Here is a 24,133-nt window from a genome sequence, read left to right as displayed (position 1 = left end):
GAGACCACATCGACATGAATGTTGAATTAATAACACAAGTAGCTATGGAAGAAGGATTAAGATTCGCTATAAGAGAAGGCGGAAGAACTGTAGGTTCAGGAGTTGTTACTTCTATAGTTGAATAATTAATATTTTAAGTTAACTCAATTGACTTTTAATTAAAAGTTTTACATGGGAGAAGAATTTATATCTTCTCCTTTATGTTTAAATTATGAATAAAAAATACTTGTCAAATTAAAAAAATTAGTGTATACTGTAAGAGTTGTAATGTGTAACAGCAATGTGGTGAGAGGTTGCCGAACTTCCGGGGAATTCTCGTCATGTAAGTTCGATCAAGAATCGGGCGACGGAAGGTCTGTTTATTTGTTTTCTGGAGTAACATGAAACACCCGGAACAGTTTACAGAGTATCCGCTGTTGTACGTAAAGAAGTAAAGCGTGCGATGAAAAGGAGGGAAAGAAAATGGCAAAACAAAAAATAAGAATCAGACTTAAAGCTTTTGATCACAATATTTTAGATCAATCAGCAGAAAAAATAGTAGAAACTGCAAAGGCTACAGGAGCTAGAGTAGCAGGTCCAGTACCTCTACCAACAGAAAAAGATGTTGTAACAATATTAAGAGCTCCACATAAATACAAAGATTCAAGAGAGCAGTTTGAAATAAGAACTCATAAAAGATTAATAGACATAATAAGTCCTTCACCAAAAACAGTAGATTCTTTAATGAAATTAGATTTACCAGCTGGTGTTGATATCGAAATAAAACTATAATTTAGTAATAGAGGTCTATTACGAACTGTTATGATCACTTATGTGATCCGCTAATTAGTTGAGGAGGTGTAATTAATGAAAAAAGCAATATTAGGTAGAAAATTAGGTATGACTCAAATATTTGCAGAAAACGGTGCTGTAATACCAGTAACAGTGGTTCAAGCAGGACCTTGTGTTGTTCTTCAAAAGAAAACTGTAGAAAAAGATGGATATGAAGCAATTCAAGTTGGATTTGAAGATATAAGAGAAAAATTGGTTAATAAACCTGTTAAAGGACAATTTGCAAAAGCTAACGTTTCTTTAAAAAGATTTATTAAAGAATTTAGATTAGAAGACACAGCTGCATATGAAATTGGAGCAGAAATAAAAGCAGATATATTCAATGTTGGAGATAAAATAGATGTATCAGGAGTTTCTAAAGGTAAGGGATTCCAAGGTACAATTAAGAGATGGAATTTCCACAGAGGACCAATGAGTCACGGTTCTAAATATCATAGAGCAGTTGGTTCAATGGGAGCATCTTCTTATCCATCAAGAACATTTAAGAATAAGAAAATGCCTGGTCATATGGGAAGCGAAAATGTTACAGTGTTAAATCTTGAGGTAGTAAAAGTAATGCCAGAAAACAATGTAATATTAATAAAAGGCGGAATACCAGGACCAAACAAAGGATTAGTATTATTAAGAGATACAATAAAAGTTAAATAAGCAGTTCTAAAGGAAAGGAGGAATTAGAATGCCTACAGTAGGATTATTTAATAGAGAAGGACAAAAAGTTGGTGATATTGAATTAGCAGCTAACGTGTTCGGTATCGAAGTAAATAAAGAAGTTATGCATCAAGTTGTAGTAGCACAACTTGCTAATAAAAGACAAGGAACTCAATCAGCTAAAACAAGAGCTGAGGTTTCAGGTGGCGGAATAAAGCCATGGAGACAAAAAGGAACAGGAAGAGCTAGACAAGGATCAATAAGAGCTCCACAATGGATTCACGGTGGTGTTGTTTTTGCACCAAAGCCAAGAGATTACAGCAAAGATGTTCCAAAGAAAGTTAAGAGATTAGCTCTTAAATCTGCTCTTTCTTCAAAGGTTGCAGATGAGAACATATTAGTTTTAGAAAGCTTACAAATGGAAGCTCCAAAAACTAAAGAAATGGTAAAAGTACTAAATGCATTCGAAACTAAGAAAACATTAATAGTTGTGGCTGAAAAAGATGAAAATGTATATAAATCAGCTAGAAATATTGAAGGGGTAGCAGTGTTACCTGTAAACAACTTAAATGTTTATGATTTATTAAGATATGAGAGACTATTAGTAACTAAAGAAGCGGTTGCTAAAATTGAGGAGGTGTATGCATAATGAAATTAACAAGCCATGATATAATAAGAAGACCAGTTGTAACTGAAAAAAGTATGGCTGATATGGCTGACAAGAAATACACCTTTATAGTAGATAAAAATGCAAACAAATACCAAATAAAAGCAGCAGTAGAAGAAGTTTTTGGTGTTAAAGTGCTAGAAATTAAAACTGCAAACATAATGGGAAAACCAAAGAGAGTAGGAGTTCACTTTGGAAAAAGACCAGACTACAAGAAAGCTATTGTTACATTAACTGAAGACAGTAAGTCAATAGAATTCTTCGAGGGAATGTAGTTTTAAACTATAATAAAGCAATTATTGGTGAGAGCCAGAAAAGCTAGTGCAAGGAGGGAAATCAAATGCCAGTTAAGGGTTTTAGACCTACTACTCCTTCTAGAAGACAAATGACTATGGCTACTTTTGAAGAAATAACAACTGATAAGCCAGAAAAGTCACTTCTTGTTTCTCTAGGAAAGAAAAATGCGGGTAGAAACGGTCAAGGAAAAATAACTGTTCGTCATAGAGGCGGCGGAGCTAAGAAAAAATATAGAATAATAGATTTTAAAAGAACTAAAGATAATGTACCAGCAACTGTTGCTACAATAGAATATGATCCAAATAGATCAGCATACATAGCTTTAGTTGTATATGCTGATGGTGAAAAGAGATACATAATCGCTCCAGTAGGATTAAAAGTTGGAGACGTAATTATGTCTGGCGCAGAAGCAGATATTAAAGTTGGAAATGCTCTTCCATTAAAGAACATTCCAGTAGGTACTGTAATTCACAATGTTGAATTAGCTAAAGGTAAAGGCGCTCAGTTAGTAAGAGCTGCTGGTTCTTCAGCACAATTAATGGCTAAAGAAGGCGGTTACGCTACATTGAGATTACCAAGTGGTGAGATGAGATATGTTAGAATAGAATGTAGAGCTACAATAGGAACAGTTTCTAACTTATCACACGAACTTGTTAACATAGGTAAAGCCGGAAGAAAGAGACATATGGGAATCAGACCAACAGTAAGAGGTTCTGTAATGAACCCTAACGACCACCCACATGGTGGTGGAGAAGGTAAGTCTCCTATAGGTCATCCAAGTCCACTTACTCCATGGGGTAAACCAGCTCTTGGATATAAGACAAGAAAAACTAAGAAGTATTCTGATAGATTAATAATAAAGAAAAGAAAATAGTGGAGAGAATTTAAAATTCTCTTCCTAGTTTGCCAATGAACTGTATGAAAGGAGGCCAATACAAGTGAGCAGATCAATCAAAAAAGGACCTTACATTGACGAGATACTTTTAAAAAGAATTAACGAAATGAACAAAAATGGAGAGAAAAAGGTTATTAAAACTTGGTCAAGAAGTTCAACAATATTCCCTCAAATGGTAGGCCACACAATAGCAGTACACGATGGAAGAAAACACGTGCCTGTGTATTTAACAGAAGATATGGTTGGACATAAATTAGGTGAGTTTGTTTTAACTAGAACATTTAAAGGTCATAAAAACACTGAGAAAAAATCAGGCGTAAGATAGTGACTGGGGAAGGAGGTAATAGTAATGGAAGCTAGAGCTAAAGCTTGTTACGTGAGAATGTCTTCAACAAAAGTTGCAGTAGTACTTGACTTAATAAGAGGTAAAGATGTTAATGAAGCTTTTGCAATATTAAAATATACTCCAAAAAGAGGAGCAGACGTTATAGGCAAGGTTTTAAAATCAGCTGTTGCTAATGCAGAAAATAATTACGATTTGGATAAAAATAGATTATATGTAGCAGAGGCCTATGCTAATCAAGGACCAACTTTAAAAAGATTCAGACCACGTGCTCAAGGTAGAGCATACAGAATATTAAAGAGAACTAGCCATATAACATTAGTGGTTAAAGAAAGAGCGTAAGGAGGGACGTAGATTGGGTCAAAAGGTAAATCCACATGGTTTGAGAGTGGGAGTTATCAAAGATTGGGATGCAAAATGGTATGCTAATGATAGAGACTTCGCTGATAACCTAATAGAAGATAACCAAATAAGAGAATTTGTTAAACAAAAGCTTTATACAGCTGGTGTTTCAAAAATAGAAATTGAAAGAGCAGCAAAGAGAGTTAAAATCAACATACAAACTGCTAAGCCAGGAATGGTTATAGGAAAAGGTGGCCAAGGAATTGAAACTCTTAAAGCAGAGTTAAAATCAATAGTTGGCAACAAAAACATATTAATAAACATAATCGAAGTTAAAAAGCCAGAAGCTGATGCTCAATTAGTTGCTGAAAATATAGCTTTACAATTAGAAAAGAGAATATCTTTCAGAAGAGCTATGAAGCAATCAATACAAAGAGCTATGAAGTCTGGAATAAAAGGTATCAAGACTGCTTGTGCAGGAAGACTTGGTGGTGCTGAAATAGCAAGAACTGAGCAATATCATGAAGGAACAATTCCACTACAAACATTAAGAGCAGATATAGATTACGGATTCGCTGAAGCGGATACAATATATGGAAAAATTGGTGTAAAAGTTTGGACATATAAAGGAGAAATTCTTCCAACAAAAAAAGTAAATAAGGAAGAAACTGAAGCATAGAAAATTTTGTGTTCAAGGAAGGAGGAATAAGTTATGTTAATGCCTAAAAAAGTTAAACACCGTAAAGTACAACGCGGTAGAATGAAAGGTAAGGCAACAAGAGGTAATTTCATAGCATATGGTGATTTCGGTATTCAAGCAACTGAATGTGGTTGGATAACAAACAACCAAATAGAAGCTGCCAGAATTGCAATAAATAGATACGTTAAAAGAGGCGGAAAAGTTTGGATTAAAATATTCCCAGATAAGCCTGTAACAGAGAAACCAGCAGAAACTCGTATGGGTTCTGGTAAAGGTTCACCAGAACATTGGGTAGCAGTAGTAAAACCAGGTAGAGTGCTATTCGAAATATCTGGAGTATCAGAAGAAGTAGCAAGAGAAGCTATGAGACTTGCTTCACATAAATTACCAGTGAAGAGTAAGTTCGTTACAAGAAGAGATTTTGAAGAAATGGGTGGTGAAGTAAATGAAGGCTAAGGAATTACAAGAGCTAAGACAAAGTACTCCTCAAGAGTTAAATGCTAAAATTGGGGACTTAAAGGCTGAGTTATTCAACTTGAGATTCCAATTAGCTACTGGGCAGTTAGAAAATCCAATGAGAATAAGACAAGTCAAAAAGTCAATAGCCCAAATCAAGACCATCCTTAGAGAAGAAGAGTTAAAGGCTGTAAGACAGTAAACTGTGAAGGGAGGTTTAGCCTAAATGGAAAGAAGTAACAGAAAAACTAGAATAGGTAGAGTTGTATCTGATAAAATGGATAAAACTATTGTAGTTGCTGTAGAAACAAAAGTTCGTCATCCTCTATATGGAAAGACAATAAACAGAACTACTAAGTTTAAGGCTCATGATGAAAATAACGAAGCTAATATAAATGATAGAGTAGAAATAATGGAAACTAGACCACTATCTAAAGATAAGAGATGGAGACTAGTTCAAATAGTTGAAAAAGCTAAATAGTGTATTAACGAAAGGAGGTACTTACTATGATACAACAGCAAACATTATTAAAAGTAGCTGACAACACTGGAGCTAAGGAAATAATGTGTATCAGAGTGTTAGGTGGATCTAAGAGAAAATGGGGAAACATCGGTGATATAATAGTTGCTAGCGTTAAAAGTGCAACACCAGGCGGTGTTGTTAAAAAAGGTGATGTTGTTAAAGCCGTTATAGTTAGATCTAAAAAAGGCGTAAGAAGAGCCGATGGAACATATATCAAATTTGATGAGAATGCAGCGGTTGTAATAAAAGACGATAAGATGCCAAGAGGTACTCGTATATTTGGACCAGTAGCAAGGGAGCTAAGAGATAAAGAATTTAACAAAATATTATCACTAGCACCAGAAGTTCTATAATTAAGGAGGTGGCTACGGATGAAGGTACACGTTAGAAGAAATGACACAGTAATGGTTATTTCAGGTAAAGACAAAGGAAAAACAGGTGAAGTTTTGAAAGTTTACCCTAAGACTGGAAAAGTATTAGTTAAAGGCGTTAACATAGTTACAAAACATCAAAAACCAAACAGACAAAATATGCAAGGCGGAATAATCCAACAGGAAGCCCCATTATATAGTTCAAAAGTAATGCTATATTGCACAAAATGTAACACTGTTACAAGAATAAGCAAAAAAGTATTAGAAGATGGAACTAAAGTAAGAGTATGCAAAAAGTGTGGAGAAACATTCTAGAATTCGAAAGGAGGTCTAATTAATGAATCCAAGACTACAAGAAAAATATATGAAAGAAGTAGTTCCAGCATTAATGGAAAAGTTCGGATATAAAAATGTGATGGAAGTACCAAGATTAGAAAAAATAATAATAAACATGGGAATTGGAGAAGCAAAGGATAATCCTAAAGTTTTGGAAGCTGCTATTGGAGATTTAAAACTTATAACAGGACAACAGCCAATAGTTACAAAAGCTAGAAACTCAGTTGCTAACTTCAAAATAAGACAAAACATGCCTATAGGATGCAAAGTTACATTAAGAAGAGAAAAAATGTATGAATTTGCTGATAAATTAATAAATGTAGCATTACCAAGAGTTAGAGACTTTAGAGGAGTTTCTTCAAAATCATTTGATGGAAGAGGAAACTATGCACTTGGAATAAAAGAGCAATTAATATTCCCAGAAATTGAATATGATAAGGTTGATAAAGTTAGAGGAATGGATATAGTATTCGTTACTGATGCAAAAACAGACGAAGAAGCTAGAGAATTGCTAAGATTCTTAGGTATGCCATTTGCTCAATAAAGGAGGGAAAACTAGTGGCACGTAAAGCAATGATTGAAAAGTGGAATAAAGAACCAAAATTTTCAACTAGAGCATATACAAGATGTAGAATATGTGGTAGACCACACGCTGTACTAAAAAAATATGGAATTTGCCGTATTTGTTTTAGAGAATTAGCTTATAAAGGACAAATCCCTGGCTGTAAAAAAGCAAGCTGGTAATATAAAACTGTTCACGAAAGGAGGCAAAATAAATGATAATGACAGATCCTATCGCAGATTTGCTAACACGCATAAGAAATGCAAATATAGTTAAACATGAAGTTGTTGAGATACCTTCATCAAATATAAAGAAAGCTATAGTTAATATATTGCTTCAAGAAGGTTATATAAAAAATGTCGAGGAATACACTGATGGTTCTGTTCCAATGTTAAGATTAACAATGAAATATGGACCAAGCAAAGAGAGAGTTATAACTGGTTTAAAGAGAATATCAAAACCAGGTTTAAGAGTATATTGCAGACACGAAGAAATACCAAGAGTTCTAAATGGTTTAGGAACGGCTATAATATCTACTTCAAAAGGAATTGTAACTGATAAAGAAGCTAGAAAATTAGCAGTAGGTGGAGAAGTAATCTGCTACATATGGTAGTTTAATGAATAGGAGGTGCGATTATGTCAAGAATAGGAAGACTTCCAGTAGCTATTCCAAATGGTGTAACTGTTGATGTAACACCAGACAACGTTGTTACTGTTAAAGGTCCAAAAGGTGAATTAACAAGAAAGATGCATAAAGATATGCTAATTAATATAGAAGATAACTCTGTTGTTGTGAAGAGACCAAGTGAACAAAAGGAGCATAGAGCCCTTCATGGATTGACAAGAGCTCTAATAAACAACATGGTTACTGGCGTAACAGAAGGATATCAAAAAACATTAGAATTAATAGGTGTTGGTTACAGAGCACAAGCCAAAGGTAAAGGACTAGTTCTTAACCTTGGATTCTCACATCCAGTTGAAATAGATGCTATTGAAGGAATTCAATTTGAAGTTCCAGAAGCAACTAAAATAGTTGTAAAAGGAATTGATAAAGAATTAGTTGGAGAAATTGCTGCTGTAATAAGATCACACAGAAAACCAGAGCCTTACAAGGGAAAAGGAATTAAGTACCAAGGCGAAGTTATAAGACGTAAAGAAGGTAAAACTGGTAAATAGTAAATAATCTCTAGAAAGGAGTGAAACGAATGTTTAAGAAAGTAGACAAAAAATCAATAAGAAAAAGAAGTCATCTTAGAGTTCGTAAAAAAGTTTTTGGTACTCCAGAAATACCAAGACTATGTGTATATAGAAGCGAAAAGAATATATATGCTCAAATAATAGATGATATCAATGCCACAACTTTAGTAGCTGCTTCAAGCTTAGACAAAGATGTAGAAGTTAAAAACGGCGGAAACAAAGAAGCTGCAAAAGTTGTTGGTGAAATGATAGCTAAAAAAGCCTTAGAAAAAGGAATAAAGAATGTAGTATTTGACAGAGGCGGATATATATATCACGGAAGAGTTAAAGAGCTTGCTGACGGTGCGAGAGAGGCAGGACTAGAATTCTAAGAGAAGGAGGGAAAATAATGAGAATAGAGCCTAGCAAATTAAACTTAAAAGAAAAAGTTGTATTTATAAACAGAGTTGCTAAGGTTGTTAAGGGTGGTAGACACTTCAGATTCAGCGCTTTAGTTGTAGTTGGAGACGAAAACGGTCATGTTGGCGTTGGAATGGGAAAATCTATCGAAATCCCTGAAGCAATAAGAAAAGGCATAGAAGATGCTAAAAAGAATTTAATCGAAGTACAAATGGTAGGAACAACTATTCCACACGAAATATATGGTGAGTTTGGAAGAGGAAATGTTCTTTTAATGCCAGCTAGCGAAGGTACAGGAGTTATAGCTGGTGGCCCTGTTAGAGCCGTACTTGAGCTTGCAGGAATTAAAGATGTTAGAGCTAAATCATTAGGATCTAACAACCCAAAAAATATGGTTAATGCTACACTAAATGGATTAGCAAATTTAAAGACTGTTGAGCAAGTTGCTAAGCTTAGAGGCAAAACCGTAGAAGAGATTTTAGGTTAGGAGGGATAACCTTGGCTAAGCTTAAAGTTACATTAAACAAAAGCCTTATAGGCAGAAAAAAAGATCATATAGCTACAGTTACTGCTTTAGGGTTAAAGAAAATAGGAAAAACTGTAGAACATGAAGACACTCCTCAAATAAGAGGTATGATTAAAAAAGTTGAATACTTATTAAAAGTTGAAGAAGTATAATATAAGGAGGTGTGAAAATGAAACTTCATGAATTAAAACCAGCAGCAGGTTCAACAAAAACACCTAAAAGAGTTGGAAGAGGATACGGTTCAGGTCTTGGAAAGACATCTGGAAGAGGTCAAGACGGACAAAACGGTAGAGCTGGCGGCGGTGTAAGACCAGGCTTCGAAGGAGGCCAAATGCCACTATACAGAAGACTTCCAAAGAGAGGTTTCACTAACATATTTGCAAAGAAATTTGCTGTTGTTAATTTAGATAGATTAAATGAATTCGAAGACGGTACTGAAGTTACTCCAGCAGTTTTATTAGAAAAAGGAATAGTTAAAAAATTATATGATGGAGTAAAAGTATTAGGAAATGGAAATATTGAAAAGAAGCTAAATGTTAAGGCTACAAAATTCTCAAAGTCTGCAGTAGAAAAAATAGAAGCAGCTGGAGGAAAAGTTGAGGTGATATAGGTGCTATCAACCCTACGTAATGCCTGGAAGGTAAAAGAACTTAAACAAAAGATAATATTTACCTTACTAATGATAGCAATTTTCAGGATGGGAAACTTTATTCCTGTTCCTGGAATTGATACTAGCAAGTTAACTGCTTTAGCAAAGTCTGGAACGTTATTTGGCTTTTATGATCTACTATCTGGAGGTGCATTTAGTAGATTTAGTATTTTTGCAATGGGGGTAACTCCATACATCAATGCATCAATTATAATGCAACTATTGACATTTGCGATACCTTCATTAGAATCGCTTTCTAAAGAAGGTGAAGAAGGTAGAAAGAAAATACAAAACTACACAAAAATAGCTAGTATTGTATTGGGTTTCCTTCAAGCTTTTGGTACTTACGCAATAATAACAGGATATGGTGCTTTAAAACCAATGTCGGCTTTTAATATATTTGTTATAATGTTGACTTTAACTGCAGCTTCCACATTCTTAATGTGGCTAGGTGAACAGATTACAGTTAAGGGTTTAGGAAATGGTGTTTCAATTTTAATTTTTGTTAATATCATATCAAGGTTACCACAAACTGTGTTTAAGCTTTCAGAATTAGAAAGTACTGGTTCAGTAAACATAATACAAATAATAGTATTTGTATTAGTAATATTACTATTGCTAGTAGGTGTTGTAATTACTAATAAGGGCGAAAGAAGAGTTCCAGTACAATATGCTGGAAAAACTACTGGAAGAAAAGTCATGAAGGGTGGTTCATCCCATATTCCTATTAGCATGAGTTCTTCAGGGGTAATTGCAATAATATTTGCTATGTCAGTTATGCAATTTCCAGCAACAATAGCTCAATTTATGCCAAACTCTAAATTCGCTGCATTCATAAATGGCAGTCCATATAGTTTATTTAAGCCAAACTCTTGGCAATATGCTGTAATGTATGCCATACTAATAATATTCTTTAGTTGGTTTTATACTGAAATTACTTTTAAACCAGATGAAATGGCAGAAAACATGCATAAATCATCAGGGTTTATACCAGGAATTAGACCAGGGAAACCAACACAAGAATTTTTAGAAAAGGTACTTTTAAGAGTATCTATAATCGGAGGAGTTTTTGCCTCCATAATAGCTGTATTACCTATACTAATTGATGCATATACAAGTTTCAAAGGAATATCCTTTGGCGGAACTGCTCTGTTAATTGAGGTAGGAGTTGCACTAGATACTATGAGACAACTTGAGTCTCAATTGGTTATGCGTCATTATAAAGGATTCCTAAAATAAGTATATTGCTTAATATGGAGATGATTTTTAGTGAAGATTATTTTATTAGGTCCTCCTGGAGCTGGTAAAGGAACACAGGCTAAGTCAATAAGTGATAAGTATTCCATACCGCATATTTCTACAGGAGATATTTTTAGAAAGAACATTTCTGAAAAAACACCATTAGGTGTTAAGGCCAAAGAATATATGGATAAAGGTTTGCTAGTGCCTGATGAGTTAACTATAGATTTAGTTAAAGACAGATTATCTCAAGAGGATTGTAAAAAAGGATTTCTTCTTGACGGTTTTCCAAGAACAGTTAAACAAGCAGAGGCTTTAGATGAATTCATTAATGATAAAGGTGAAAAGATAGACACTGCATTGTTAATTGAAGTGCCACGAGAACTTATTTTAGAAAGAATGACTGGTAGAAGAGTTTGTCCATCATGTGGAGCAAGTTATCACATTAAGTTCAACCCTCCTAAAAATGAAGGTAAATGTGGTATTTGCGGAGCTGATTTAATTCAGAGAAAAGATGACAATGAAGAGACAGTAATGGATAGATTAGATGTATATGATAAACAAACTCAACCATTAATAGCATACTATAAATCCCAAAATGTATTGTCAATTGTTGATGGTACTTTAGCGATAGATAAAGTATTTGAAGACATATGTTCAGTATTGGGAGAGCGATAAATAAATGATTATAATTAAAAATAATTCGGAAATCGAATATATGAGACAATCAGGTAAAGTTGTAGGGGATACTCTTGCAATGCTTGAAGAGGTAGTAAAACCAGGAATAACTACTAAAGAATTGGATAGAATAGCAGAAGAATACATTACTAAACAAGGAGCTAGGCCATCTTTTAAAGGTTATTATGGTTTTCCAGCCTCATTATGTACTTCTATTAATGAAGAAGTAGTTCATGGAATTCCTTCTGATAGAGTTCTTCAGGAGGGAGACATAATAAGTGTGGATTGTGGTGCTATTTTGAATAATTATCATGGTGATGCAGCCAGAACATTTGCAGTTGGAAATATCTCGGCCGATGCCCAAAAACTAATACAGGTAACTAGGGAAAGCTTTTTTAAAGGAATAGAATATGCAAAGATTGGGAATAGATTAACAGATATATCTCATTCCATTCAGTTACATGCGGAAAGCTTTGGATATTCTGTCGTTAGAGAATATGTAGGTCACGGTATAGGTCGTGATATGCATGAAGATCCTGAAGTTCCTAATTATGGACGGGAAGGAAGAGGACCTAAGCTTACACATGGTATGGTATTAGCTATAGAACCTATGATAAATTTAGGTAAATATGGTGTAGTAACTAAGCCAAATGGCTGGACAGTAGTAACTGTAGATGGTAAACTATCTGCACATTATGAAAACACAGTTGCTATTTTAGATAATGGTCCTGAAATATTAACTTTAAGTTAATAGAGGTGAATGATTTGTACGACAAAGATTTTATTGGTCGAGTAGTTATTTCTAAAGCAGGTAGAGATGCAGATAGAAAGTTTATAATAGTTGATGTAATAAATCATCAATATGTAAACATATGTGATGGAGATTTGAGAAAAATCGAAAATCCTAAAAAAAAGAAAATAAAACATCTGAATATAACTAACACTATTGCAGAAGAAATAGCTCAATTATTAGCAAATGGTGATAAGGTTAGTAATTCAAAAATAAGGAAGTTTCTACAGTCCATTGATGATAATGAGGAGGTTTGATTACCTTATGTCAAAACAAGATGTTATAGAGATGCAAGGTACGGTTTTAGAAGCTTTACCTAATGCTATGTTTCAAGTAGAACTTGAAAGTGGTCATAAAATATTGGCTCATATATCAGGTAAACTAAGAATGAATTTTATAAGAATATTGCCAGGTGATAAAGTTACAGTGGAACTTTCTCCATACGATTTAACTCGTGGGAGAATTACTTGGAGGGCAAAGTAAGGAGGGTTAGTAATGAAAGTAAGACCATCTGTTAAACCAATTTGCGAAAAATGCAAAGTTATAAAAAGAAAAGGTAGAGTAATGGTTATTTGTGAAAATCCAAAACACAAGCAAAAACAAGGTTAGTAATAACTTTAAAATAAATATATAATAAATAATAGTACAAATATGTACAAAGTCGTTAATCTTAGGAGGTGTAAAATTAGATGGCAAGAATAGCAGGAATTGACCTACCAAGAGATAAAAGAGTTGAAATAGGTCTAACATACATTTATGGAATTGGTCTTCCAACTGCACAAAAAATACTTGAATCAACAGGCGTAAATGCTGATACAAGAGTTAAGGATTTAAGTGAAGAAGAAGTAAATGCTTTAAGAGATTATATAAATAAGAATATAATTGTTGAAGGTGACTTAAGAAGAGAAGTAGCTTTAAACATTAAGAGATTAATGGAAATAGGAAGTTACAGAGGAATAAGACATAGAAAAGGTCTTCCAGTAAGAGGACAAAAGACTAAAACAAATGCTAGAACAAGAAAAGGCCCAAAAAAGGGAGCAGGTAGCAAGAGAAAATAATAAGTAAGGAGGGACGAATCGGATGGCAGCTCAAAAGGTTAAAAGAAGTAGAAGAAAAAAAGAAAGAAAAAATATTGAGCACGGTTGTGCACATATAAAATCAACTTTCAACAACTCAATTGTTACAATAACAGATGCAGTTGGAAATGCACTTTCATGGTCAAGTGCAGGTGGATTGGGATTTAGAGGTTCAAGAAAGAGTACACCATTTGCAGCTCAAATGGCAGCAGAAACTGCAGCTAAAGCAGCTATGGAACACGGATTAAAAAGTGTTGAAGTATATGTAAAGGGACCAGGATCAGGAAGAGAAGCTGCAATAAGATCACTACAAGCAGCTGGTTTAGAAATATCTTTAATAAAAGATGTTACTCCAATACCACACAACGGATGTAGACCACCAAAAAGAAGAAGAGTGTAATTATAGTAGTAATAGGAGGTGTAATTTAAATGGCAAGATATACTGGAGCTTCTTGCAAACTTTGCAGAAGAGAAGGAATGAAGTTATTCTTAAAATCAGATAAATGTTATACAGATAAATGTCCATTTACTAAAAGAAGCTATGCGCCAGGACAGCATGGACAAAGTAGAAAGAAATTATCTAACTATGGAGTTCAATTAAGAGAAAAGCAAAAAGCAAAGAGAATCTATGGTCTTTTAGAGAGCCAATTCAGAATTACATATGAAAAGGCTGAAAGAATGAGAGGAATTACTGGTGAAAACTTACTAATAATCCTTGAAAGCAGATTAGACAACGTAGTATACAGATTAGGTTTTGCTGGATCAAGAAAGGAAGCTAGACTTTTAGTTACTCATGGACATTTCTTAGTTAATGGAAAGAAAGTAGATATTCCATCATACATAGTATCAGCAAATGATGTTATATCTGTACGTGAGAAGAGCAAAGGAACTGAAAAATTCAAGACTTTTGCTGAAAATCCAAAAACTTTACCAAAATGGTTAGAAGCTAATGCTGAAAAACTAGAAGGAAAAGTTGTTGCTGTTCCATCAAGAGAAGACATTGATGTACCAGTAAATGAGACATTAATAGTTGAGTTATACAGCAAATAATAGGTTGTAAATGCGTGTAAAATCAGTTGCCCTCAATATAAGGTCGTTATTAAAAGAAAAAGGAGGGTTTATCTAGTGTTAGAGATAGAAAAGCCAAAAATAGAGTGCGTGGAAATTTCTGAAGATAATATCTATGGTAAGTTTGTGGTAGAACCATTAGAAAGAGGTTATGGTATCACACTGGGCAATTCCTTAAGGAGAATTCTTTTATCCTCCTTACCTGGAGTTGCTGCAACCTCAGTTAAAATTGATGAAGTTCTACATGAGTTTTCCACAGTTAAAGGTGTAAAAGAAGATGTTACAGAATTAATCCTAAATATAAAAGGATTAGCGTTCAAGATGACAGGAGATGGACCAAAGACGGTTTATATAGATGCTAAAGGACCAGGAGTTGTTACTGCTGGAGATATTATAACTGATGGTTCAGTAGAAGTAGTTAATAAAGACCTATACATTGCAACTTTAGATGACAATGGAAGATTGCATATGGAGATAAATGTTGATAGAGGTAGAGGATATGTATCTCAAAATAAAAACAAATCATTAGATTTGCCTATAGCTACTATTCCTGTTGATTCAATATACACTCCTGTAAAGAGAGTTAACTACACTGTAGAAAACACAAGAGTAGGTCAAATTACAGACTATGATAAGTTAACTATAGAATTGTGGACTAATGGTACTATTAGACCAGAGGAAGCAATAAGTCTTTCAGCCAAAATACTTATAGAACACTTTAAGTTATTTATGTCATTAACAGATCATGCTGATGATATGGAAATAATGGTTGAAAAAGAAGAAGACAAGAAAGAAAAAGTTCTTGAGATGACTATAGAAGAGCTTGATTTATCTGTAAGAAGTTATAACTGTTTAAAGAGAGCAGGTATAAATACAGTACAAGAGCTAACTGAAAGAACCATGGATGATATGATGAAAGTTAGAAATCTAGGTAAAAAGTCATTAGAAGAAGTTCAGAAGAAATTAGACGATTTAGGCTTGAATTTAAAACAGAGCGAAGAGTAAGGAGGTAAGGACATGGCAGGATATCGCAAGTTGGGACGTCCAACTGATCATAGAAGAGCAATGCTAAGAAACTTAGTTACTAGCTTCTTAAAAAACGAGAAAATAGAAACTACAGAAACAAGAGCTAAAGAAACTAAAAAACTAGCAGAAAAGATGATAACTCTAGCTAAAAGAGGAGATCTACATGCTAGAAGACAGGTAGCTGCGTTTGTACAAGAAAAAGAAGTAGTAGAAAAGTTATTCAGTGATATAGCACCAAAGTATGCTGAAAGAAATGGTGGGTACACAAGAATATACAAAGTAGGACCAAGAAGAGGAGACGCTGCTGAAGTAGTAATTCTAGAGCTAGTTTAATATAAAATAAGGGATTAAGTTTCTTAATGCTTAGTCCCTCTTTTGCTATATAAAGAAATAATTACATATGTAAGTAAGTCTATAAGCTCTTAAGATAAGGAGTCATGAAGATGGAAGCGAATATGATAGAATGTAGAAATTTAACTTTTGAGTATTCTGCAACTAGTGATGAAAGTTTAAAAAAACTAGCTATAAATGGAGTAGATTTAGATATAAAAGAAGGAGAGTTTTTAGTTGTTTTAGGCCATAATGGTTCAGGAAAATCTACATTGGCAAAGCATATGAATGCTTTACTTCTACCTACTAGCGGTAAGGTATATGTGTCAGGTATGGATACCGCAGATGAAAATTATTTATGGAAAATACGAAATGCTGCAGGCATGGTTTTTCAAAATCCAGACAATCAGTTAGTAGCCACAATTGTAGAAGATGACGTGGCTTTTGGACCAGAAAATATAGGTATAAAACCAGAAGAAATAAGAACAAGAGTAGAAGAAGCTTTAAAGAAAGTAGACATGTATGAATACAAAAATCATGCACCACACCTTTTATCTGGTGGTCAAAAGCAGAGGGTTGCTATAGCTGGTATATTGGCTATGAGTCCAAAGTGTATAATATTTGATGAGCCTACTGCTATGCTAGATCCATCAGGAAGAAAAGAAGTTGTAAATACAATAAAGGACATAAATAAGAATTACGGAATAACAATAGTATTAATAACACACTATATGGAAGAAGCAGTAGAAGCAGATAGAGTAATTATAATGGATGAAGGTAAAGTAATAAAAGAAGGAACTCCAGTGCAAATTTTTAGTGATGTTTCTACTATGAAAAAAGTAGGATTAGATGTTCCTCAAGTAACAGAATTAGCTTATGAATTGAAAAAGAGTGGCATAAACATAGACACTGATATATTAACGATAAATGAGATGGTGAGTAGATTATGTCAATTAAAATAGAGAATTTAATACACACATATATGCCAAATACGCCTTTTGAAAAGAAGGCTTTAGATGACGTGTCGCTGGAAATAAATGATGGCGAATTTGTAGCTTTAATTGGTCATACTGGGTCAGGAAAGTCAACTTTGGTTCAGCATATAAATGGACTTTTAAAACCAACTAGCGGCAAAATAATAGTAGATAATGTAGATATAACAAGTAAAGAAGTAAAGTTAAGTCTTGTGAGAAGAAAAGTAGGACTTGTATTTCAATACCCAGAATATCAACTTTTTGAAGAAACAGTAGAAAAGGATATTGCTTTTGGACCTAAAAATCTAAAGTTAGATGAAAAAGAAGTTGAAACTAGAGTAAAAAGGGCTATGAAAATGGTTGGGTTAGATTATGAAACCTATAGAAATAAATCACCTTTTGAATTAAGTGGTGGACAAAAGAGAAGAGTTGCTATAGCTGGAGTTGTAGCTATGGAACCTAAGGTTTTAATATTAGATGAGCCAACAGCGGGATTGGATCCAAGGGGGAGAGAAGAAATTCTTGGTCAAATAATTGCTCTTCACAAGGAATATAAAATGACAATAATTTTAGTATCTCATAGTATGGAGGATGTGGCTAAGGTTGCAGAAAGAATTATTGTTATGCATAAGGGCAAAAATATATTAGATGGAAAACCAAATGAAGTTTTTAAGCATGTAGATATTTTAGAAGAAGTAGGATTAGCAGCACCACAGATAACTTATTTAATGCTTAAACTTAGAGAAGCTGGTATGAATGTATCAGAGGAAGTGTTTACCATAGAACAAGCTAAAAGAGAAATTCTTAAAGTACTGAGAGGTGCTAAAAATGATTAAGGATATTAGCATTGGACAATATATACCAGGGGATTCTTTTATACACAAGATGGACCCGAGAGTAAAAATTCTCATTTCTTTTATATTTATAATAAACTTATTTATAGTAAAAAACTTTAAAGGATATATATTTATAGTGGCTTTTATAGTAGGAGCTATAGTTATATCTAAAGTATCCTTTAATTATATATATAAAAGTATAAAACCAATTTTTATTCTATTGTTAATCACTGCTATATTAAATGTATTCATGACTAGAGGTTCTGGGGAGCCTTTATTTGCATGGAAATTTATAAAGATTTATAGTGAGGGATTAAGATTAGCTATTTTTATGATAATTAGATTAGTACTTTTGATAGTGGGAACTTCCTTACTAACATTGACCACTTCACCTATACAACTAACAGATGGAATAGAAAAATTATTAAATCCATTTAAAAAGCTAGGATTGCCTGCTCATGAGTTAGCTATGATGATGACCATAGCCCTTAGATTTATTCCTACGCTTATAGATGAAACTGATAAAATAATGAAAGCACAGATGGCAAGGGGAGCTGATTTTGAATCAGGTGGAATAATTGATAAGGCCAAAAACCTTATACCACTTTTAGTACCACTATTTATAAGTTCTTTTAGAAGAGCAGATGAACTTGCTATGGCTATGGAAGCTAGATGCTATAGAGGTGGAGAAGGAAGAACTAGAATGAAACAATTACAATTTACTTATAGGGATTCTGTAGCAACTATATTAACAGGGGCTTTGGTTACAATATCTGTATGGAGTAGATTTTGGTAATGAAGAATATTAAAATTAAAATAGAGTATGATGGAACAAATTACTTTGGGTGGCAAGTACAAAAGGATAGGATTACAGTACAGGGAGTTTTGGAAGATACTATAAGAGCTCTAACTAAGGAAGATGTAAAATTAATAGGATGTAGTAGAACAGATACAGGAGTCCATGCAAAGGAATATGTGGCAAATTTTTTTACCAATAGTACCATACCTTCAGAAAAGTTTAGAGAAGCCTTAAACTCTAAATTGCCTAATGACATTGTTATACTAGAGTCTAAAGAAGTTTTAGAGGATTTTCATGCTAGATATAATTGCAAAGGGAAGAGATACATTTATAGCATATACAATAGAGAGCAACCCTGTGCTATTTATAGAAACTATATGTATAGTTTTACAAGAAAATTGCAAATAGAAAAAATGAAATCTTCATGTAAATATATAATAGGAACTCATGATTTTTCAGCTTTTAAAACTAAGGGAAGTTCTGTAAAAACCTCCATAAGAAATATACATGAATTATGTATAACTAAGGAGGAAGATATAATTAAGATATCAGTATCTGCTGATGGATTTTTATATAATATGGTTAGAATAATAGTTGGAACTCTATTAGATGTTGGAACAGAAAAAATTCAGCCAGAAGAAGTGAAGGAAATACTAGAAAGTAAGGATAGAACTAAAGCAGGTAAGGTTGTACCAGCCTGTGGTTTGTGTCTTGAAAAAGTTTTTTATTAAAATGTATTTATAACGCATATAGTCGTTGACACGCCCGGGAGAATGTATTATAATAAAAGAAGTTTGTATTGTATATAAGATCCACTAGCCCCGGATCTTTATGATAGAACGAAATACAACAAGAAGACTTTTTAGGGAGGGAAAAAGATGAAATCATATATTGCAAAACCGCAAGAAGTTGAAAGAAAATGGTATGTAATAGATGTAGCAGGAAAACCACTAGGTAGAGCTGCTAGCCAAATAGCATCAATATTAAGAGGAAAAAACAAACCTACATATACTCCTAATGTTGATACAGGAGATTACGTAATAGTTTTAAATGCTGACAAGGTTCTTTTAACAGGAAAGAAACTTGATCAAAAGATGTTAAGACATCACTCATTATATCCAGGTGGATTAAAAGAGATATCATACAAAGAAGCATTAGCTAAGAAACCAGAATTTGTTTTCCAAGAAGCTGTTAGAAGAATGCTTCCAAGCGGTCCATTAGGTCGTCAAATGTTAACTAAGTTAAAAGTATACAAAGGTGAAGAGCATGATAATCAAGCTCAAAAACCAGAAGTATTAGAATTAAGATACTAATTGGAAGCGGAAGGAGGATATGAAATGGCTAAAGTTCAATATTTCGGAACAGGAAGAAGAAAGAAATCAATAGCAAGAGTTATACTTGTACCAGGAGAAGGTAAAGTAACTATAAATAAAAGAGACATGGAAGATTACTTCGGATTAGATACTTTAAAAGTTATAGTAAACCAACCATTAGTATTAACTGGAACAAAAGAAAAATATGATGTACTAGTTAATGTACACGGTGGTGGATTTACAGGTCAAGCTGGAGCAATAAGACATGGTATATCAAGAGCTTTGGTAAAAGTTGATGAAAACTTAAAGCCAGAACTTAAGAAAGCTGGATTTATAACAAGAGATCCAAGAATGAAGGAAAGAAAGAAATACGGTCTTAAAAAAGCAAGAAGAGCTCCACAATTCTCAAAGAGATAGTATTTTATACAACCGTATGGAAAGAGAGGTATATACCTCTCTTTTTTTATTTATAATAAATTATAAGAGTTTAAAAAATTATGCACAATCCATTAAATATAATTACTATTTAAGATTAAATACGGTATATAATCTTAAATAATAGGCAAATATAGCAATATATAGTAATAATATATTATATTAAATATTTCATAGTCCAATGTTAAATCAATGTTAAATAATTAATAAAAATGTTACTAAATCGTAATTTTTGTAGTATTATTTAAAATGGTGCAGATATTTAATTACATATTAATGAAAATTTAATGTTAAGTAATTGGAGAAAAAGTATGAGTATTGTAAATATAATTATTGGACTCATTGGTGGACTTGGAATGTTCCTTTATGGAATGAAGCTTATGGGCGATGGACTTGAAAATGCATCTGGAGAAAAACTAAAAGTATTTTTTGAAAAAATAACTTCTAACCCAGTAAAAGGAATCATGACAGGAGCTTTGGTTACTGCTGTAATTCAAAGTAGTAGTGCCACTACGGTAATGGTAGTTGGATTTGTTAATGCTGGACTTATGAATTTGTATCAAGCAGCTGCAGTAATAATGGGAGCTAATATAGGAACCACTATTACAGCGCAAATAATAGCATTTAAACTAGATGCTATAGCACCTATTTTTATAGGAGTAGGAGCGGGAATTGTATTATTTTCTAAAGCCAAAAAGAGTAGAGAAATAGGAAATATTATATTAGGTTTTGGTATTTTATTCTCTGGAATGGAATTAATGAAAGTAGCGATGGAACCAATTGCTGCATCACCAGCCTTTGTAAGTTTAATGGGAACATTAAAAGGAAATATATTTTTAGGTGTTCTTACAGGACTTTTGATGACTGCTGTTGTACAAAGTTCTTCTGCAACTACAGCCATATTAATTGTATTGGCATCTACAGGTGGAGTGCCACTAGAAGCTGCAGTACCAATATTGTTTGGTAATAACATAGGTACATGTGTAACAGCGTTATTAGCCAGCGTAGGAACTTCAAAGACTGCAAGAAAAGCAGCACTAATACACTTGTTTTTTAATTTAATAGGAACTTTGATATTCTTACCGTTTACTCATCCATTTGTAGCACTTGTAAAAAATATAACTCCTGCAGGAGTAGAGGTAGTTAAAAGGCAAATAGCTAATGCTCACACAGTGTTTAATATAGCTAACACAATAATAATGTTACCATTTATAAAATATCTTGTAGCATTAGTTAATAAGATAATACCAGGAGAAGATGAAAAAGAACCTATGAAGCCTAAGTACTTAGATGATAGACTTTTGGAAACACCTGTTATAGCAGTTGGGCAAACCACAAAGGAATTAATAAGAATGGCCAACAAAGCTAAAGCTAATTTGGAAATGTCAATGGATGCTTTTAAAAACAACGATGAAACTTTGGTTAAAAAGGTTTATGAAAATGAAAAATTAATAAATTTATTGGAAGATGAAATAACAGTCTTCTTAGTAAAACTATCTAAAGAGCAGTTATCAGAAGAACAATTAGATATCGTAACATCTATGTTTCATATGGTAAATGATATAGAACGTATAGGAGACCATGCAGAAAATGTTGTAGATTTAGCTAGTGAGAAGATGCAAAAGGGAATTAAATTCTCAAAAGGGGCAGAAGAAGAATTACAGAGCATGTTTGATGAAATAATAAATGCTTTAGATGGAAGCATAGAAAGTATAGAAAATAGGGATATAGAAACTGCTAAGAAAGTATTGAGCATAGAGGAAAAAATAGACGCAATGGAAAAAGAATTGAGAGCTTCACATATAAAGAGACTTAATGAAGAAGTATGTAATGCCACTGGTGGAGCTATATTCTTAGACATAATAAGTAACTTTGAAAGAATAGGGGACCATTCCACTAATTTAGCTCAAGCAGTTTTAAATATGCATAAGTAAAAATAGTATATTTTAAAATAATTAATAGAAAATACCTAACATATTTTATTATGTTAGGTATTTTTATTTTTATTTTCTTATATAGATAATATGAGAGCTATAAAGTAGGAGGTGAACCGTTGCATAGGTTATTGGCAACGGCAAAAATAGTGAAAAATAATAAATTAATATCTACCATAGGAGTTATATTATTGGGTGCTTTTTTAATAGTGTTAACAAATGTTCAATTTGGAAAAACACTAATAGTAAATAAAGGCTTACAGAAAAAAAGCATATTAATTGACCCAGGGCATGGTGGCATTGATGGGGGAGCTGTATCTAAAAATGGTACGGTAGAAAAGCATATAAACTTAAATATATCTTTGAAATTGAAAGAGAAACTGGAGAAAAAAGGATATAAAGTAATTATGACCAGAGAAGAAGATGAAGGTTTGTATTCGGAAAATAGTAACAATAAAAAAATAGAGGATTTAAATAAAAGATGTGAACTAAAAGAAAAAACTAAATGCCATATGTTTATAAGTATTCATTTGAACAAGTTTCCACAAAGTAAGTACTATGGGGCACAGGTATGGCATTCTAGAAATCCCGAAAGTCAAGAATTAGCCAATATAATACAAAAAAATTTAATAGAGGATCTAGATAATGAAAACAAAAGGAAAGCTAAGAATGCCAAAGACATGTATAAGATATTAAGATGCAATGATATTATACCATCTGTAATAGTTGAATGTGGATTTTTATCTAATGAAAGAGAAGAGGAACTTTTAAAAGATGAGAGTTATCAGGAAAAAATAGCTAAAGCTATTGCAAGGTCTGTGGAGGAATACTTTAATATGAAGGAAGAATAGAGTTATTGAAAAGGTAAGAAGTAAGAGTTAATGAGGATTTTCCTTTACTCTTACTTTTTACTTCTTAGCTAATCCCATTACTTAACTGCAAATTTTATATTTTTATTTTATAACTGCGAAATTTGAATTAGTTATAAACTACAGAAGAATTTTCATCTACTATAATCCAAAAGGTAGTGCCACGGATTAATGAAATATCCTTTCCATTTTTATCTTGTATTTTTATAGGAGAATCTGAATCCTTATTCCATTCTATATCTATGGCTTTTCCACCGGAAAATAAAAGTCCATTTCCAGAGCCAATTGGAAATTCCTTGTTAGATTGTGAATTTACCATTTGAATTATTATGTTTGAAACATGAATGGGATCATTGTAATAAATATCAATATGCTCTTTAGAAGGATTATGATGATAATATTCACCATTCTTATATAAAAAATTAGATGAAAAATATTCATTTAAGTCTATGAATATGTTATTGGCTTTTTTACTTTTATTAAATTTTATATCTTGAGAATCTAAAAAATTAAATTTAGGTAAGTAGGATGTATCTAGGGGTTTTTTTTCATAAGAGGATTGAATGTTTTGTGGAATTTCATCTAGGTAAAGGCCTTTATAAATTAGCTTATTTTGAGAATCTACATATTGTAATATAATATCTGCTTTGCTTAGTCCACCGGTATTATCATTCAGTTGATCTAATTTATAGACCACCTCTATAGCATTTTTAAAATCTTTATTATTTCTATTTTTCAGTATCTCACCAGTGTATGGAGATATGTCTATATTTGGGAAGTTATTATAAATAATAAGCCTATAACATATGAAAATTATTAGGATACAACAAATAGAAAATAGAAATAAAACAATATTATTTACTAAATTACTTTTTTTCATGTAATTTTCACTCCTTATATACTATTACATTAAAATAATAGTCTTATTCTACTGTTTTTATGCAAATAAATTGAATTTATATAATAGTTAAAAAAGTTGTTGATGTATAAAAGGACCTATGATATTATATTAATGGAATATGGA

At 32.8% G+C, this 24,133-nt stretch carries 42 protein-coding genes; 41 read left to right on the top strand and 1 reads right to left on the bottom strand.

The features are described 5' to 3' along the window. The 41 genes from FGK85_RS06680 to cwlD form a co-directional block, all read left to right on the top strand. Positions 1-125: EF-Tu C-terminal domain-related protein (locus tag FGK85_RS06680; RefSeq protein ID WP_479724204.1), on the top strand; the 125-nt coding region annotated here is incomplete at its 5' end. Positions 126-462: 337 nt separating this feature from the next. After that, positions 463-771, top strand: a complete 309-nt coding sequence (rpsJ, locus tag FGK85_RS06675; RefSeq protein ID WP_102399168.1) for a 30S ribosomal protein S10 — start codon at positions 463-465, stop codon at positions 769-771. Positions 772-846: 75 nt separating this feature from the next. After that, on the top strand, positions 847-1,479 hold the full coding sequence (gene rplC / locus FGK85_RS06670) for a 50S ribosomal protein L3 (RefSeq protein WP_138204950.1): 633 nt from the start codon (positions 847-849) through the stop codon (positions 1,477-1,479). A gap of 28 nt (positions 1,480-1,507) precedes the next feature. Further along, positions 1,508-2,128, top strand: coding sequence for a 50S ribosomal protein L4 (gene rplD / locus FGK85_RS06665; protein ID WP_138204948.1), 621 nt, complete (start codon positions 1,508-1,510; stop codon positions 2,126-2,128). Continuing rightward, positions 2,128-2,421, top strand: coding sequence for a 50S ribosomal protein L23 (gene rplW, locus FGK85_RS06660; RefSeq protein WP_138204946.1), 294 nt, complete (start codon positions 2,128-2,130; stop codon positions 2,419-2,421). The genes rplD and rplW overlap by 1 nt, the downstream gene beginning before the upstream one ends. Before the next feature lie 65 nt (positions 2,422-2,486). Next, entirely contained in the window at positions 2,487-3,317 is an 831-nt protein-coding gene (gene rplB, locus FGK85_RS06655) for a 50S ribosomal protein L2 (RefSeq protein ID WP_138204944.1), read from the top strand. Positions 3,318-3,381: 64 nt separating this feature from the next. Further along, positions 3,382-3,663: a 30S ribosomal protein S19 gene (gene rpsS / locus FGK85_RS06650; RefSeq protein WP_138204942.1), complete on the top strand. Its 282-nt coding sequence runs from the start codon at positions 3,382-3,384 to the stop codon at positions 3,661-3,663. A gap of 24 nt (positions 3,664-3,687) precedes the next feature. Continuing rightward, positions 3,688-4,023: a 50S ribosomal protein L22 gene (gene rplV, locus FGK85_RS06645; RefSeq protein ID WP_138204940.1), complete on the top strand. Its 336-nt coding sequence runs from the start codon at positions 3,688-3,690 to the stop codon at positions 4,021-4,023. Between the two features lie 13 nt (positions 4,024-4,036). Next, positions 4,037-4,702: a 30S ribosomal protein S3 gene (gene rpsC, locus FGK85_RS06640; protein ID WP_138204938.1), complete on the top strand. Its 666-nt coding sequence runs from the start codon at positions 4,037-4,039 to the stop codon at positions 4,700-4,702. A gap of 33 nt (positions 4,703-4,735) precedes the next feature. Then, positions 4,736-5,179: a 50S ribosomal protein L16 gene (gene rplP / locus FGK85_RS06635; RefSeq protein ID WP_138204936.1), complete on the top strand. Its 444-nt coding sequence runs from the start codon at positions 4,736-4,738 to the stop codon at positions 5,177-5,179. Then, positions 5,169-5,381 carry a 50S ribosomal protein L29 gene (gene rpmC, locus FGK85_RS06630; RefSeq protein WP_035292525.1) on the top strand — a complete coding sequence of 71 codons (213 nt, stop codon included), beginning with the start codon at positions 5,169-5,171 and terminating at the stop codon, positions 5,379-5,381. The genes rplP and rpmC overlap by 11 nt, the downstream gene beginning before the upstream one ends. 24 nt (positions 5,382-5,405) lie before the next feature. Beyond that, on the top strand, positions 5,406-5,660 hold the full coding sequence (gene rpsQ, locus FGK85_RS06625; RefSeq protein WP_138204934.1) for a 30S ribosomal protein S17: 255 nt from the start codon (positions 5,406-5,408) through the stop codon (positions 5,658-5,660). A gap of 26 nt (positions 5,661-5,686) precedes the next feature. Continuing rightward, a complete protein-coding gene (gene rplN / locus FGK85_RS06620) occupies positions 5,687-6,055 on the top strand; it encodes a 50S ribosomal protein L14 (RefSeq protein WP_138204932.1) in 369 nt (122 codons plus the stop codon). 18 nt (positions 6,056-6,073) lie between these two features. Next, positions 6,074-6,388 carry a 50S ribosomal protein L24 gene (gene rplX / locus FGK85_RS06615; RefSeq protein WP_138204930.1) on the top strand — a complete coding sequence of 105 codons (315 nt, stop codon included), beginning with the start codon at positions 6,074-6,076 and terminating at the stop codon, positions 6,386-6,388. A gap of 22 nt (positions 6,389-6,410) precedes the next feature. Then, positions 6,411-6,953, top strand: a complete 543-nt coding sequence (rplE, locus tag FGK85_RS06610; RefSeq protein ID WP_138204928.1) for a 50S ribosomal protein L5 — start codon at positions 6,411-6,413, stop codon at positions 6,951-6,953. A 14-nt stretch (positions 6,954-6,967) separates the two neighbouring features. Next, positions 6,968-7,153 (top strand): type Z 30S ribosomal protein S14, encoded by a 186-nt coding sequence (locus tag FGK85_RS06605; RefSeq protein WP_138204926.1) that lies wholly within the window; start codon positions 6,968-6,970, stop codon positions 7,151-7,153. A gap of 32 nt (positions 7,154-7,185) precedes the next feature. Further along, positions 7,186-7,584: a 30S ribosomal protein S8 gene (gene rpsH, locus FGK85_RS06600; protein ID WP_138204924.1), complete on the top strand. Its 399-nt coding sequence runs from the start codon at positions 7,186-7,188 to the stop codon at positions 7,582-7,584. A 23-nt stretch (positions 7,585-7,607) separates the two neighbouring features. Continuing rightward, positions 7,608-8,147, top strand: a complete 540-nt coding sequence (gene rplF, locus FGK85_RS06595) for a 50S ribosomal protein L6 (RefSeq protein WP_138204922.1) — start codon at positions 7,608-7,610, stop codon at positions 8,145-8,147. 29 nt (positions 8,148-8,176) lie between these two features. Then, positions 8,177-8,539 (top strand): 50S ribosomal protein L18, encoded by a 363-nt coding sequence (gene rplR, locus FGK85_RS06590; protein ID WP_138204920.1) that lies wholly within the window; start codon positions 8,177-8,179, stop codon positions 8,537-8,539. 17 nt (positions 8,540-8,556) lie between these two features. After that, positions 8,557-9,054 carry a 30S ribosomal protein S5 gene (gene rpsE, locus FGK85_RS06585; protein WP_138204918.1) on the top strand — a complete coding sequence of 166 codons (498 nt, stop codon included), beginning with the start codon at positions 8,557-8,559 and terminating at the stop codon, positions 9,052-9,054. Positions 9,055-9,065: 11 nt separating this feature from the next. Further along, the gene (gene rpmD / locus FGK85_RS06580) at positions 9,066-9,245 is read left to right on the top strand and encodes a 50S ribosomal protein L30 (RefSeq protein WP_138204916.1); all 180 of its coding nucleotides are present in this window, start codon (positions 9,066-9,068) and stop codon (positions 9,243-9,245) included. A 17-nt stretch (positions 9,246-9,262) separates the two neighbouring features. After that, entirely contained in the window at positions 9,263-9,703 is a 441-nt protein-coding gene (gene rplO / locus FGK85_RS06575) for a 50S ribosomal protein L15 (RefSeq protein ID WP_138204914.1), read from the top strand. Continuing rightward, positions 9,704-10,981, top strand: a complete 1,278-nt coding sequence (gene secY, locus FGK85_RS06570) for a preprotein translocase subunit SecY (RefSeq protein ID WP_138204912.1) — start codon at positions 9,704-9,706, stop codon at positions 10,979-10,981. A 30-nt stretch (positions 10,982-11,011) separates the two neighbouring features. Continuing rightward, entirely contained in the window at positions 11,012-11,659 is a 648-nt protein-coding gene (locus tag FGK85_RS06565; RefSeq protein ID WP_138204910.1) for an adenylate kinase, read from the top strand. 4 nt (positions 11,660-11,663) lie between these two features. Further along, the gene (map, locus tag FGK85_RS06560) at positions 11,664-12,410 is read left to right on the top strand and encodes a type I methionyl aminopeptidase (RefSeq protein WP_138204908.1); all 747 of its coding nucleotides are present in this window, start codon (positions 11,664-11,666) and stop codon (positions 12,408-12,410) included. A gap of 14 nt (positions 12,411-12,424) precedes the next feature. Then, entirely contained in the window at positions 12,425-12,706 is a 282-nt protein-coding gene (locus tag FGK85_RS06555) for a KOW domain-containing RNA-binding protein (RefSeq protein ID WP_138204906.1), read from the top strand. A gap of 7 nt (positions 12,707-12,713) precedes the next feature. Further along, entirely contained in the window at positions 12,714-12,932 is a 219-nt protein-coding gene (infA, locus tag FGK85_RS06550; protein WP_138204904.1) for a translation initiation factor IF-1, read from the top strand. A gap of 12 nt (positions 12,933-12,944) precedes the next feature. After that, positions 12,945-13,058, top strand: a complete 114-nt coding sequence (gene rpmJ, locus FGK85_RS06545; protein WP_003373491.1) for a 50S ribosomal protein L36 — start codon at positions 12,945-12,947, stop codon at positions 13,056-13,058. Between the two features lie 80 nt (positions 13,059-13,138). Further along, positions 13,139-13,507, top strand: a complete 369-nt coding sequence (gene rpsM, locus FGK85_RS06540; RefSeq protein ID WP_138204902.1) for a 30S ribosomal protein S13 — start codon at positions 13,139-13,141, stop codon at positions 13,505-13,507. Between the two features lie 22 nt (positions 13,508-13,529). Then, a complete protein-coding gene (rpsK, locus tag FGK85_RS06535) occupies positions 13,530-13,925 on the top strand; it encodes a 30S ribosomal protein S11 (RefSeq protein ID WP_138204900.1) in 396 nt (131 codons plus the stop codon). A 29-nt stretch (positions 13,926-13,954) separates the two neighbouring features. Then, positions 13,955-14,575, top strand: coding sequence for a 30S ribosomal protein S4 (gene rpsD / locus FGK85_RS06530; RefSeq protein WP_138204898.1), 621 nt, complete (start codon positions 13,955-13,957; stop codon positions 14,573-14,575). Between the two features lie 75 nt (positions 14,576-14,650). Next, positions 14,651-15,598 (top strand): DNA-directed RNA polymerase subunit alpha, encoded by a 948-nt coding sequence (locus tag FGK85_RS06525; RefSeq protein ID WP_138204896.1) that lies wholly within the window; start codon positions 14,651-14,653, stop codon positions 15,596-15,598. 12 nt (positions 15,599-15,610) lie between these two features. Continuing rightward, positions 15,611-15,952 (top strand): 50S ribosomal protein L17, encoded by a 342-nt coding sequence (gene rplQ, locus FGK85_RS06520; protein WP_138204894.1) that lies wholly within the window; start codon positions 15,611-15,613, stop codon positions 15,950-15,952. Between the two features lie 110 nt (positions 15,953-16,062). Beyond that, positions 16,063-16,911 carry an energy-coupling factor transporter ATPase gene (locus FGK85_RS06515; protein WP_138204892.1) on the top strand — a complete coding sequence of 283 codons (849 nt, stop codon included), beginning with the start codon at positions 16,063-16,065 and terminating at the stop codon, positions 16,909-16,911. After that, positions 16,896-17,759: an energy-coupling factor transporter ATPase gene (locus FGK85_RS06510; protein WP_138204890.1), complete on the top strand. Its 864-nt coding sequence runs from the start codon at positions 16,896-16,898 to the stop codon at positions 17,757-17,759. The genes FGK85_RS06515 and FGK85_RS06510 overlap by 16 nt, the downstream gene beginning before the upstream one ends. Further along, a complete protein-coding gene (locus FGK85_RS06505) occupies positions 17,752-18,555 on the top strand; it encodes an energy-coupling factor transporter transmembrane component T family protein (protein WP_138204888.1) in 804 nt (267 codons plus the stop codon). The genes FGK85_RS06510 and FGK85_RS06505 overlap by 8 nt, the downstream gene beginning before the upstream one ends. Further along, positions 18,555-19,289, top strand: a complete 735-nt coding sequence (gene truA / locus FGK85_RS06500; protein ID WP_138204886.1) for a tRNA pseudouridine(38-40) synthase TruA — start codon at positions 18,555-18,557, stop codon at positions 19,287-19,289. Before FGK85_RS06505 ends, truA begins: the two co-directional genes overlap by 1 nt. Before the next feature lie 147 nt (positions 19,290-19,436). Then, on the top strand, positions 19,437-19,871 hold the full coding sequence (gene rplM / locus FGK85_RS06495) for a 50S ribosomal protein L13 (RefSeq protein WP_138204884.1): 435 nt from the start codon (positions 19,437-19,439) through the stop codon (positions 19,869-19,871). Positions 19,872-19,895: 24 nt separating this feature from the next. After that, on the top strand, positions 19,896-20,288 hold the full coding sequence (gene rpsI / locus FGK85_RS06490; RefSeq protein ID WP_138204882.1) for a 30S ribosomal protein S9: 393 nt from the start codon (positions 19,896-19,898) through the stop codon (positions 20,286-20,288). Positions 20,289-20,617: 329 nt separating this feature from the next. Next, positions 20,618-22,240, top strand: a complete 1,623-nt coding sequence (locus FGK85_RS06485) for a Na/Pi cotransporter family protein (RefSeq protein WP_138204880.1) — start codon at positions 20,618-20,620, stop codon at positions 22,238-22,240. Positions 22,241-22,386: 146 nt separating this feature from the next. Continuing rightward, positions 22,387-23,091 carry an N-acetylmuramoyl-L-alanine amidase CwlD gene (gene cwlD / locus FGK85_RS06480; RefSeq protein WP_138204954.1) on the top strand — a complete coding sequence of 235 codons (705 nt, stop codon included), beginning with the start codon at positions 22,387-22,389 and terminating at the stop codon, positions 23,089-23,091. Positions 23,092-23,218: 127 nt separating this feature from the next. Here cwlD and FGK85_RS06475 read toward each other — a convergent pair whose 3' ends face one another. Further along, entirely contained in the window at positions 23,219-23,989 is a 771-nt protein-coding gene (locus FGK85_RS06475) for a DUF3048 C-terminal domain-containing protein (RefSeq protein WP_138204878.1), read from the bottom strand. Positions 23,990-24,133 lie beyond the last annotated feature (144 nt).

This window comes from Haloimpatiens lingqiaonensis (assembly GCF_901447495.1).
GTDB lineage: Bacteria > Bacillota > Clostridia > Clostridiales > Clostridiaceae > Haloimpatiens > Haloimpatiens lingqiaonensis.
This window is presented reverse-complemented; position numbering and strand designations above follow the sequence as displayed.